Raw genomic sequence first — 12,278 nt, 5'->3', positions numbered from 1 at the left:
GACCGACGCCTAAACCGGGTAGCGGTCGCTCAGTTCGCGCCGCACCCGGCGAACGTCCCATTCCGCCTGATCCAGCGCGTCGCGTGCCTCTCGGGCATTGCGACGCGCATCCCGGATTTCGCCTCTGACCTCTTGGATGCGGTCACGAATGCGCTCCCGTTCTTCATCCGTCAGGCCCTCGCCGCGCAGTTCACGTTCCTTGGCTTCCAGATTGTCTTCACGGTTCTCGATCCGGGCCTCAGCGCTGTTCAAGGCGCTTTCCGCCGTTTCGTACGCGTCCTCGACATCATGCAGCATTCGGCCGTCACGATAGGCCGGTAGAAACGCCTGCTCCTCCTCCGGCCGGCAGACGCCATAATAGGCGTTGCCCGCCCGCCCCTCCTCCCAACCGCGCTGGAAGGTGCAATAGGTCCGCAAGCCATCCTCACGCGCCGAGCCATAGGCGGCCGGATTGGGTGCGATCTGAAACTTGGCGCAGGCATTGGCGTGGTCGTCCAGCCGCGTCATCGGATAGCCCGACGCCCCGTCCGCATAGCCCTTCTCGCCCCAGGCGCCGGCCAGGCATTCGTCCTTGCTCATGGTCGTGCAACTGCTCAGCAGCGCCGCTGCGGCGAACGCGCTCCCGGCGATCATCAACCGCTTCATCGGATGTCCCCTACGCCCCCAAGCTTGACTATCACCTCACCCGCGCCCCTCGCGCAAGCGGCCGGTCGTGCTAGGGAGACGACGTGTCCGCCCATGATCTGATCGACGAAGACGACGACACCGCGACCGGTGCCCCCGACGAGGTGCTGGAGGCCCGCATCGACGCGGCCGGCGTTCGCCTGGACAAGGCCCTGGCCGGCGCCTTCCCCACCCTGTCGCGCGCCCGGCTCCAGGCCCTGCTGGCCGAGGGCGCCGTCAGTCGCGATGGCGCGGTCCTGACCGGCGGTTCCGCCAAGGCCCAGCCCGGCCTCTATGCCGTCGCCCTGCCCCCCGTGGCGCCCGCAACGCCCCAGGCTCAGGTCATTCCCCTGACCGTCCTCTATGAGGACGCCGACCTGATCGTCATCGACAAGCCCGCAGGTATGGCCGCCCATCCGGCGCCGGGCACGCCCGACGGCACCCTGGTCAATGCGCTTCTGGCCCATTGCGGCGACAGCCTGTCGGGCATCGGCGGCGTCGCCCGCCCCGGCATCGTCCACCGGCTGGACAAGGATACCTCGGGCGTCATGGTCGCGGCCAAGACCGACCGCGCCCACGCCGGCCTCTCCGCCCTGTTCGCTGCGCACGACATCGAGCGCACCTACATCGCCCTGACGCGCGGCGCGCCGTCGCCCGCGACCGGCCGCATCCACACCCGCATCGGCCGCTCCACCGGCGACCGCAAGAAAATGGCGGTCCTGAAGGCCGGCGGTCGCGAGGCCATCACCGACTATGTCGTCCAAGCGACCTTCGGGCAGCCCGCCAAAGCCGGTGGCGCGCCCATGGCTGCGCGCGTCGCCTGCACGCTTCACACCGGCCGCACCCATCAGATCCGCGTCCACCTGTCGTCCAAAGGCGCGCCCATCCTTGGCGACGCGACCTACGGCTCGGGCAGCCCCGCCATACCCGTTCGCACCGCCATCACAGAAGCGGGCCTGATGCGTCAGGCCCTCCACGCCGCCGTTCTGGGCTTTGTCCATCCTGTCACGGGCGAGGCGCTTCGCTTCGAAACCGCGCCGCCGTCCGACATGCAGCGTCTCGAAATGCTCCTCGCCGAACTCTGAACAGCCATCCGTTCGAGCAGGTCTTGAATAGCAACTGACAAAGTTCTATATGAGACGCCGATCGGCGCGAGTGGCGCCAGGGCCAAGGTCACGCTTTCGTGTGACGATCCGCCTCTAAAAATGGCGGCAACCCATCGCTACTTCACCGGTTGAGGGGTGAGACGTCGGCGCACACAACGTGGCCGATGACGAAGAGCCCGCTCGTTCAAGACGGTCGGAGGGACCTGTATATGGCTGCCAATAGTACGCTCGCGGTGATGTCGCCTGAACAAGGCCTGTCGCGCTATCTGACGGAAATCCGCAAATTTCCGATGCTGACCAAGGATGAGGAGTTCATGCTCGCCAAGCGTTGGTCTGAGCACCAGGACCCCGAAGCCGCCCACCGTCTCGTCACCTCGCACCTTCGTCTCGTGGCCAAGATCGCCATGGGGTATCGCGGCTACGGCCTGCCGATCGGCGAAGTCATTTCCGAGGGCAACGTCGGCCTGATGCAGGCCGTCAAGAAATTCGACGCCGACAAGGGTTTCCGCCTGGCGACCTACGCCATGTGGTGGATTCGCGCCTCGATCCAGGAATACATCCTGCGCAGCTGGTCGCTTGTGAAGATGGGCACCACCGCGGCGCAGAAGAAGCTGTTCTTCAACCTGCGCAAGGCCAAGAGCCAGATTTCGGCCTTCGAGGAAGGTGATCTGCATCCTGAACACCTCGCCGCCATCGCCACCAAGCTGGGCGTCTCGGAAGAAGAGGTCACCAACATGAACCGCCGTCTCGGCGGCGACGCCTCGCTGAACGCCCCTCTGCGCGCCGACGGCGAAAGCGAATGGCAGGACTGGCTGGCGGACGATACGGCCGTCTCTCAGGAAACCCAGCTCGCTGACGACGAGGAAAAAGGCATCCGCATGAGCCTTCTGCAAGAGGCCATGGAAGAGCTGACCGACCGTGAGAAGCACATCCTTACGGAACGCCGCCTCAAGGACGACCCCGTCACTCTGGAAGAACTCGCCGGCCAGTACGGCGTGTCGCGCGAACGCGTACGTCAGATCGAGGTCCGCGCCTTCGAGAAGCTGCAAAAGGCCATGCGCGCCGCCGCCGAAGAGCGGAATCTGGTCGACGCTTGAGCAAACTCGGTCGGCTGCGCCTTCACCGGCGCAGCGGACAATCCATCATGACGCGCGCGCCACCGGCGCCGCTTCATTGGCCGCTCTCGCAGCCGTCACCACCGTGCCGATCGGCTGGGCCAGTCCCGCCTTCGTCACCTGACCGCTGGCCACGTAGGCCTGCAATGTCGCCACAGCCATCGCCAGTCGCGCGTCCGCCGTCTTGATGGCCAGACCGTTCAGCGTCTCGGCCTGTTGACGAATGGCGCGCGTCGCCTGCGATGGATCCTGCTCGAACTGCGAAATGGCCGAAACCAGGATTCGCGACGCCTGATCGCGGATTTCGGCAGGGCCGCCTCCAGCCGCACCATCGCTGCGGCGCTTGCGAGCGCCCGAATATTCACCCGAGTTGAACCGGCGACGATCCGGCCCGACGTAGCCGACGGCCTCGATCCAGGGCCGGGGCTTCAACGTCACATTCTCGACCCGCTTGAACAGGTCGCCGGTCGTGAACGGCTTTCTCAGGAACTCGTGGATGCCGGCATCGCGCGCGCCCTTGATCGCCGCGGCGGTCGCCTCGCCCGTCACCATGATGATCGGCGACATGCGGCATGACATGCTGGAGCGCCGAATGCGCCGCGCCAAAGTCTCGCCGTTCAGCCTGTCTCCGGAGCGTTCTGTGAAGATCACGCCCGGCTCGACGTCGCGCAGCAGCTCCAGCGCCCGTTCCTCGTCGCCCTCGGAATAGACCTCGCGCGCGCCCATGCCCTTCATGATGTCGGTCAGCAGTCGCGCCGACGACAGATTGGCGTCCACGATGACCACCCGACGAAGCGCAGGCTCCATGCGGCTTATGGTTCTGGCGTTTGCGGCGAACACATCGGACTCCGAAGTTGGAGCCGTTATCCTTACCGCCCACGGGTTAAGACCTGTTGAATAGGTCTTTCTGCGTAGTCCGCCGCCTCTTTAAAGGCCTCAGCCCTGGAATGGATCGCGCATCAGAATGGTGTCGTCGCGCTCGGGGCTGGTCGACAGCAGGGCCACCGGCGCGCCGATCAACTCCTCGATCCGGCGCACATATTTGATGGCGTTGGCGTTGATGTCCTTGAAGCTGCGGACACCGGCCGTGCTTTCGCTCCAGCCCTCCAACTCCTCGAACACCGGCTCGGCCGCGCCCTGGGCCTTCAGGCTCGAGGGCAGATAGTCCAGCACCTCGCCATCGACCTTATAGCCGACGCAGATCTTCAGCGTCTTCAATCCGTCCAGCACGTCCAGCTTGGTCAGGGCGATCCCGTCGATGCCGTTGATCGCCACGGACTGGCGCACCAATACGGCGTCGAACCAGCCGCAGCGGCGCGCGCGGCCGGTGTTCACCCCGACCTCGCGGCCCACGGTCGCCAGATGCGCGCCGACCTCGTCGTTCAGTTCACAGGCGAAGGGGCCTTCGCCGACGCGCGTCGTATAGGCCTTTACGATCCCCAAGACATAGCCGACGCCGCGCGGCCCGATGCCCGACCCCGCAGCCGCTTGACCGGCCACCGTGTTGGAGCTGGTGACATAGGGATAGGTGCCGTGATCCACGTCGAGGAAGGCGCCCTGCGCCCCTTCGAACAGGACGCGCTTGCCGTCCTTCTGCGCCTGGTCCAGCACGCGCCAGGCCGGTTTCACATAGGGCAGGATCTTCGGCGCGATCTCCAGCAACTGCGCCAACAGCGCGTCGGGATCGATCGGCTCCAGCCCCAGACCGGCGCGAAGCGGATCGTGGTGCGAGCGCAGCCGGTCGATCTTGACCTTCAGATCGTCTTCATTGGCCAGATCGCAGACCCGAATGGCGCGACGCCCCACCTTGTCTTCATAGGCCGGACCGATGCCGCGCCCGGTCGTGCCGATCTTGGCGCCCGGCGCGCTGGCCGCCGCCTCGCGCGCGACGTCCAGCGCAGGGTGGATGGGCAGGATCAGGCAGGCGTTGTCCGCAATGGTCAGGATTTCAGGACTGATCGTCACGCCCTGGGCGGCGATCTTTTCGATCTCGCCGACCAGATGCCAGGGATCGACGACCACGCCATTGCCGATGATCGACGGCTTGCCCTGCACGACGCCGCTGGGCAGCAGCGCCAGCTTGTAGACCTTGCCGTCCACGACCAGCGTATGGCCAGCATTGTGACCGCCCTGGAACCGCACGACCATGTCGGCGCGGTTGGACAGCCAGTCCACGATCTTGCCCTTGCCCTCGTCGCCCCACTGGGCGCCGACCACCGCTACGTTCGCCAAAACCGTCTCTCCGCACTGGAATGCGGGCGCAGCCTATAGCGAGGGAATCGTCCGATGTCGTCCCGTCAGGCGGATTTATCCGACTTCGCTGACCGCGGTCTCGAAGGCCCATTCCAGCCAAGGCGTCGCCGCGATCACATCGGCGGTCTCGACCGTGCAGCCGCACCATAGCCGAAGGCCAGGCGGCGCATTGCGGTGCGGCTCCATATCGAACACGGCCGCCTCGCCTTCCAGCAGGGCCTTGAACCGCACGACAAAGGCCTTCTGCGCCTTGTCGTCCAAAGCGGCGATCCGCGCATCGGTGAACTTCAGGCAGACCGAGGTCGTCGATCGGATCTCCGGTCGATCCGGCAGGAAGGCGATCCAGTCTGTCCGCTCCAACCATTCCGCCAACGCGGCATAGTTGGCGTCTGTCCGCCGGATCAGTTCGCTCAACCCGCCGATGTCCTTGGCCCAGCCCAGGGCGTCGATCCAGTCTTCGATTGTCAGGATCGAGAAGGTGTTGATCGCCACCCCGTCCGCCAACGCCCGATCGAACCGTCCCTTGCCGTCGGTCAGCCGCAACAGCTTGGGAATCGCCCGATCCGGTCGGAACGTGTCCAGCCGCTCGACCGCGCGCGACGACAGCACCATCACCCCGATGCCCGCCTCGCCGCCCAGCGCCTTCTGGAAGCTGAAGGTCACCACATCCAGCTTGTCCCACGGCAATGGCATGGCGAAGGCGGCGGAGGTCGCGTCGCAGATCGCCAGCCCCTCGCGATCGTCGGCGATCCAGTCGGCGTCCGGCACCCGCACGCCCGAGGTCGTGCCGTTCCACGGGAACACCACGTCCTTGGACCAGTCGGCCTGGCTTAGATCAGGCAGTTCGCCCCACGGCGCCGTCAGGGCCTCGGGCTCCAGCCCCAGATGATCCCTCACGTCCGCCAGCCAGGTCAGGCCGAAATTCTCGAACGCCACGACCTGTACCGGCCGCGCGCCCAACATCCCCCACAGCGCCGCCTCGACCGCGCCCGTGTCCGACCCCGGCGTATAGAGCATCACATGGCTGTCAGGCACTTCCAGCACCTCGCGCGTCAGCCGAAGGCCATGCGCGAACCGCTCGACCACCTCCGGTGCGCGAATGCCGCGCCCGAGCAGATCGGACGGCAATCCGCCGACCGCATAGCCCGGCCGCTTCGCCGTCGGCCCTGCCGAAAACCAAGGCCGCGCCGGCTTCACATCAGGCTTCGTGCTCATGCTCTTTTCCTTTGGCGCTACCGCGCTTCGCGCGGCTTGAGCGCGCTCACCGCCCCGGCGTATAGGGCCGCCTGGCACGCCAATCCTCGGCAAACTGGGTCAGTTCAGCGTCCGGCGCATCCGGCAGCGTCACCATCACCCGCGCCAGCAGATCGCCCCGCCTGCCTTGCGCAAACGCGCCGCGCCCCTTCAGCCTCAGCACCTTGCCCGAGTTCGATCCGGCCGGCAGCGTCATCTGCACCACGCCTTCGGGCGTCGGCACCCGCACCTTGGCGCCCAGCACCGCATCGGGGACCGACACCGGCAGGTCCATGGTCAGGTCCGCCCCGTCGCGCTTGTAGATGGGGTGCGGTTCGATCCTCAGTTCGATCAGGGCGTCGCCGTTCTCGGCCCCGCGCCCCGGCGATCCCTGGCCGCGCAGGCGGATCGTCTGGCCTTCCGACGCCCCCTTGGGAATGGTCACGTCCAGGGTGCGCCCGTCCGAAAACTGGATCCGTCGCGTCGCCCCGGCGATGGCGTCTTCCAGACTGATGTCCAGCGTCGCCTTCACGTCCTGGCCGCGTGAGGTGAAGTCCCGCGCGCCGCGCTGACGCCCGGCCCCGCCGAACATGCCGAACAGGTCGTCCAGATCGACGCCTTCGAAGTTGCCGCGACCACCCGGTCCGCCGGCGCCCGCAAAGCCGCCCCCCTGGCCGAACGGACTGCCGCCCGCACGACCGCCCCCGCCGAAGCCGCGATATTGTTCGTTGCCGTCGCCGTCGATCTGGCCCGCGTCGTATTTGGCGCGCTTTTCCTTGTCGCCCAGGATGTCGAAGGCCGCCGTCACCCGTTTGAACTTGTCCTCGGTGATCTTGTCGCCGGGGTTCTTGTCGGGATGCAGCTCCTTGGCGAGCTTGCGATACGCCTTTTTGACCTCTTCCGCGCTCGCGCCCTTCGAAACGCCCAGTTCCTTGTAGGGGTCGCCTGCCACGTCCGTTGTCGCTCCAGCTGAAAAAGGTCGAGAGGCCGTCAGTTAAGCCATGCCCCGCCCCGCGCAAAGGGCTGGACCCGCCCTATTTCGTCAGAGCCGCCGGATTTCCGCATCCACCTCCGCTTCTGGGCCCCACCCGAACCCGTCGCCCCACTGCGCCACGGCGATCCGCGCCGTCGATGTCGCGCCGTCTGGGAAGTCCGCCGCCAAGTCGGCCGTAGAATAGGATGCCGACAGCCCCTCGACCTCCATCGTCCGCACCACGACGTCATGATCAAACACGCGCAGCCGGAACCGCATCGGATCGACCGCTGTCGGTTCCCCATCCCAACTGTCGCCGAACAGCCGCACGCGCGGCGTCCATCGGATCGCCAGACCCTCGGCCGACGTCTCGACCGTCAGACCAGACGGCGACCACGGCCGATCATGCACGCCCCTCGCCACGAACAGAGCTTCGCTGAACCCCGCACCGCCCGGCGCCGCGCCAGCCGGTCCCGCGCGACAGACCAGCGGCAGTCCTCGCTCGCCCCGCCCGATCTCTGCGCGCGCCAGCCGATCGTCCAGAAACATCACGACCGTCCCCGCCCCGGCGCCTGCCCGCATCTCGACCTCGGTTCCCTGCTGCCCGCGCAACAGACCCGTCAGCCGCCACGTCCCCGGCCCGACCAGCTCCGCCGACCGATACTGCACGATCTCCCAGCCCACAGCCGTCTCGACCGCCAGCGCATTGCCGCCGCCCAGCACCGCCGCCTCCAACGCGCTCTCCGGTGCCTCGCCCTCGATCCGCATCACCAAGGCATTGGCCTCATCCCAGCGATGCCGCACACCCGGCGCTAGGGCCTGAACCAGCACCCCCACTGTCGCCGGCGTATCTACATCGGCGCGGGCCTTCAGCGTCTCGGCCGACGCTCCCGCGTGTAGCCGCATCATCCGCCACGGTTCTGCCGCCGCCACGACGACCGGCCGCGCATCGTCCTCGCGCCCCATCAGCGGCGGCAGGTCCATCACCCGCAGGAACGGCGCCCCGACCACCGCCGGCGTCTCACCCCCGCGCCAGACGCCGTCATCCTCGACTGCCCGCCGGGCCGTCACCGGCTCCAGCACCGCTGACGGCGTCTCGTCCGACGTGACCCGCGTCACCCGCCAGTCGTCCGATCGACCCTCCAGCCGCACCCCGTCACCCGGCTCCAGCCGCAAGGCCTCCAGCGGCCCCAGCGCCAGCGTCTTCGCCTCCACGCCCTCGCCATCCAGCGCCCGCTGCGCCGCCGCCTTCGCCAGTCCGCCGCCGCACACCAGCGGCAAGTCCAGATCGACCCCGCCCGCCGTCGCCGCCGCATCGTCCGACCGCACGACCACCGCACCGGTCTGATAGTCCGCCGTCTCGTCGATGAACCGCACCCGCGCCTCGCCCGCCCTGGGCTCCAGCGTCCGCGTCGCCGTTTCCGCCGCCCCGTCATGGGGCAGGGCCAGCGCCTCGCCAGCGATCTCGACCACCGTCTCCACCCGCCCCAGGACTGCGACCTTCCCGCCGCGTTCGGCCGCCACGGCGTCGAACGCGGCCAGCAGCGGCTCCAGCGCATCGCGCGTCCGCATCGGCCGGTCGATGACATAGCCGGCCGCCGCCCCCTCGACGCCCTCGATCGCCATCTCGTCAGGCGACAATCCGCCTCGCGCCAGCACCGCCTCGACCAGATCGCGCCCGTCGCCGGCCAGCCGTCCATTCAGCCAATGCCCGGCGCGCCACGCCCCTGCGTCGGCCCAGACATCGCCCCGCGCCGGAAAAGCCGGAAAAGGCCGCGCGTCCCAGCACCAGGCGTCCGCCGCCTCCAGCATTCGCCCGCCATAAACCGCGGACACCGGATTGTTCTCAGCCGTCGCATAATGCCCCAGCACCGCCTCCAGCGCCGCCCGCTGCACCGCGTCGTCACGCGCGCCGGTCGATCCCGGCGGCAGGCGGCTCTCGGTGCTCTTGGCGTCCTGAAACAGGTTCGGCGCATTGCCTCCCCGGTCCACCGCCGCACAGCCGAACTCTGACAGCCGCACCGGCTTCATCCCCGGAATCCAGGCCGTCGACACAGCGCTCCGCACCCCGCCCGGTCGGTCATGGTGCCGGTTCGACCACCAGCCTTTCAGGTCCTTGGGCCGAAATACCCAGTCCTCGCCATGCGCCCCGTCGACGATGGGCGTTCTCACCTGCCCCGCCCGATCCGCCTCGCTGGCGTAATACCAATCGAACCCGTCCCCGCCCGCGACGCCGGCCACCAGATAGGCCGAGTCCGCCGCCCCGCCGAACGTCGCCGCATCGACCCCGCCGTCGCCCGCTCGCCAGTCCGTCAGCGGCGGGTACCAGTCGATCGACACATGATCGATGTTCGCATCGGCCCACAGCGGGTCGAGGTGAAACACCACCTCCCCACCCGACTGCCGTCCTAAATATTCGCTCCAGTCCGCCGCATAGGACAGTTTCACGCCCGGCCCGACCACCGCCCGGCATTCCGCCGTCAGTGCCCGGAACTGATCGACCGCCGGAAAGCCCCCGGCCGCATCCCGCGTCCAGGTCACGCCCCGCATCTCAGACCCGATCAACAGGCCGTCCGCCCCCTCATCCGCTGCGATCCGGGCGTAGTGCAGCGCCATCCGCCGCAAGCCCCAGTCGTCCGTCCCGCCGAACAGCGCCGCGATCTCCGCCGTCGCCCCGGCCCCGTCCACGCCCGCCACACGTCCCCGCCACGGATAGCCGGGGCAATCCATGAAGACGAACGGATACAGGGTCACCTCCAGCCCCCGCGCCTTCAGCTCGCGGATCGCCTGACGCACGCTCCCATCCGACGGCGTCCCGCCATAAGCCGGCGCGCCATCCACCTGACTGACCTCATAGGCCTCATCGCGCGCGACGCCCGCCACGGACCAGACCAGCGGTTCGGTCGGCTTCTCGCGCCGCTCCACCCCCGGCCGCACGACGCAATGCCCGGCCCTCAGGTCGCTGCCGAACCACCCTACCACCAGACTGACCCGTTTCAGGTTCGGCAGCTGCGCCTGAAGTTGATCCAGCGACACGACCAGGTCCGCCCGACCCTCGCCGTTATGAACATTCTCCGCCGTCGTCCGCGTCAGCCCCTCGCGGCGCACCACCGTCTCGGTCGCCAGGGCGAACTCCCCCGCGCCGGGAATCAGGCACACCCCTTCCAGCCGGTCCTCCAGCCGCACCGTCTGTCCGCGCGGTCGCCGGAACACCTCGAAGCTCAGTTGCGGAACCCGATCCCCGAACGGCCCCAGCGACAGGTCCTCGAACACCACATAGGCCGTCCCGCGATACGCCGGCGCATCCCGTTCCACCGCCTCGATCAACGGATCCGCCCTCTGCCCGTCGCCCCCGCGATGCACCCGCATTACCACGCCGGTCGTGTCCATCAGCCGCCCGTCGGCCCAGACCCGCCCGACCCCGTCGATCTCGCCCTCGCAAAGCGCCACGGCGAAACTCAGCGAATAGACATAGTCGACCGTCTTCGGACCGCCCTTGCCCGCCCGGCCCTTGGACTTGCTTTCCAGGAACCGCGCCGCCCAGATCACCTGACCCGTCACCCGCGCCCGTCCGAAGACGCAGGCCATCGGCGACCCTTCCGCCGTGCCCTGAACCTTCAACGTCTCCAGCCTCGGCCCCACCTGCCGCGCCGGCCCCAGCGACCCGACCACCCTATTGTCGATCGCCCGCCCAAGGGTCGAGCCGATCACCCGCCCGACCGGCCCGCCGATCGACTGCCCGACCGCGCTCAAAACGACTTGCGCCATGCCTTTAAACTCCGTCATCCTCGGTCAACGAGGCGGCGCACGCCGCCAAGGCCGAACCGGGGACAGGAAACCGGAACACGGCCGCCAGCCGTCTTTGCCACCACACGCCCATCCAGCTCTCGACCACCGCTCGTCCCCAATAGGCGTGGATCATCCTCGGCTCCGGCCCGCCGACGCCGCTCAGGATGGCGCAATGCTTCACCGCCGCCCCCGGCGACATGCGAAACAGCAACACGTCGCCCGCCCGCATCTGATCGACCGCAACCGGCCGCATCCACCGCCCCGCCGCCTCCAGCAGCGTCTCGCGCCCGCCGACCTCGGCCCAGTCGGCCGAATAGGCCGGCAAGACCTCGGGCTCCTCGCCCACCACCTCGCGCCACACCCCGCGCAACAGTCCGCGCCCACACCCCTTCACGCTGGCCTGATGCCGATAGGGCGTGCCGAGCCAGGACCGGGCGGACACCACCACCGCGCTCCCCCTCACCGCCGGCTCCCGCCGTCGTTTTGCGCACTTCCGGCCGGATAGGCCGTCAGAAAATCATCCCCCGGCACATCCGGAAATCCGCGAAAGTTCGCGCCATTCCCGAACGTCCCGACGCAGGTCTCCCACCGCTTGTCGCAGACCCGCCCCGCCGGCTCCGCGACCCCGCATCTCTGGTCTCCCAGCCGCGCATCGCACATCCGCCCATAGGTCCGCCCGACCACCCGCTCCAGCTTCGACAGCGGACCCTCAAGCTCGGCGACGAAGCCTCCTGCGCTCAAGCAGCCCGCAGGGCGATAGCGCGACAAATAGCCCTGACGCCGAATCCGCACCAGCGCTCCCGACCACAACCGCACCTTCAGATCCGGCCGCGCCCAGTCCACGCGCCACAGTTCGACCGTCGCCTTGTCGAACAGACCCGCCGCCACATCCGCTTCAGCGATCGCCGCATCGTCCAGCACGCCCGCCGCCGAAACCGACCCCGCCGCCAGCCCGACCGCGCTCTCGCCCGCCCCCGCCGTCCAACCGCTCGCCGCCCGACAGACGACCCCGTCCACCATCAGGTCCCGGTCGTGATCGGTGAACCCCATCACCACGCCGTCGGCTCGCTCCAGCCGCCAGACATGGCAAAGCGTCGCCGCCCCGCTCTCGATGCGGGCGGCCATTTCGTTCGGCATGTCGCGCAT

At 68.3% G+C, this 12,278-nt stretch carries 10 protein-coding genes; 2 read left to right on the top strand and 8 right to left on the bottom strand.

The window, feature by feature from the left end:
- Positions 1-9: 9 nt before the first annotated feature.
- Positions 10-645, bottom strand: a complete 636-nt coding sequence (locus tag ASF31_RS01890) for a DUF2799 domain-containing protein (RefSeq protein WP_055753054.1) — start codon at positions 643-645, stop codon at positions 10-12.
- A gap of 83 nt (positions 646-728) precedes the next feature.
- Between ASF31_RS01890 and ASF31_RS01885 the strand changes: the two genes are divergently transcribed.
- Positions 729-1,748 (top strand): RluA family pseudouridine synthase, encoded by a 1,020-nt coding sequence (locus ASF31_RS01885; protein WP_055753053.1) that lies wholly within the window; start codon positions 729-731, stop codon positions 1,746-1,748.
- Positions 1,749-1,978: 230 nt separating this feature from the next.
- The gene (gene rpoH, locus ASF31_RS01880; RefSeq protein WP_082464963.1) at positions 1,979-2,866 is read left to right on the top strand and encodes an RNA polymerase sigma factor RpoH; all 888 of its coding nucleotides are present in this window, start codon (positions 1,979-1,981) and stop codon (positions 2,864-2,866) included.
- Between the two features lie 45 nt (positions 2,867-2,911).
- On the opposite strand, the gene ASF31_RS01875 is transcribed toward rpoH, so the two are convergent.
- The 7 genes from ASF31_RS01875 to ASF31_RS01845 form a co-directional block, all read right to left on the bottom strand.
- Positions 2,912-3,691, bottom strand: a complete 780-nt coding sequence (locus ASF31_RS01875; protein ID WP_235551217.1) for a response regulator — start codon at positions 3,689-3,691, stop codon at positions 2,912-2,914.
- A 129-nt stretch (positions 3,692-3,820) separates the two neighbouring features.
- Positions 3,821-5,116 (bottom strand): adenylosuccinate synthase, encoded by a 1,296-nt coding sequence (locus ASF31_RS01870; protein WP_055753050.1) that lies wholly within the window; start codon positions 5,114-5,116, stop codon positions 3,821-3,823.
- Between the two features lie 75 nt (positions 5,117-5,191).
- Positions 5,192-6,352 carry a phosphoserine transaminase gene (locus ASF31_RS01865; RefSeq protein ID WP_055753049.1) on the bottom strand — a complete coding sequence of 387 codons (1,161 nt, stop codon included), beginning with the start codon at positions 6,350-6,352 and terminating at the stop codon, positions 5,192-5,194.
- A gap of 46 nt (positions 6,353-6,398) precedes the next feature.
- Positions 6,399-7,322: a DnaJ C-terminal domain-containing protein gene (locus ASF31_RS01860; RefSeq protein ID WP_055753048.1), complete on the bottom strand. Its 924-nt coding sequence runs from the start codon at positions 7,320-7,322 to the stop codon at positions 6,399-6,401.
- Between the two features lie 90 nt (positions 7,323-7,412).
- Positions 7,413-11,111, bottom strand: coding sequence for a glycoside hydrolase/phage tail family protein (locus ASF31_RS01855; protein WP_055753047.1), 3,699 nt, complete (start codon positions 11,109-11,111; stop codon positions 7,413-7,415).
- Between the two features lie 4 nt (positions 11,112-11,115).
- A complete protein-coding gene (locus ASF31_RS01850; protein ID WP_235551216.1) occupies positions 11,116-11,574 on the bottom strand; it encodes an NlpC/P60 family protein in 459 nt (152 codons plus the stop codon).
- A 17-nt stretch (positions 11,575-11,591) separates the two neighbouring features.
- Positions 11,592-12,278: a DUF2163 domain-containing protein gene (locus tag ASF31_RS01845; RefSeq protein WP_055753045.1), complete on the bottom strand. Its 687-nt coding sequence runs from the start codon at positions 12,276-12,278 to the stop codon at positions 11,592-11,594.

It is taken from the genome of Brevundimonas sp. Leaf280 (assembly GCF_001422455.1).
Lineage (GTDB): Bacteria > Pseudomonadota > Alphaproteobacteria > Caulobacterales > Caulobacteraceae > Brevundimonas.
Note: the sequence above shows the minus strand (reverse complement) of the source record. Positions and strands in the feature narration are given on the sequence as shown.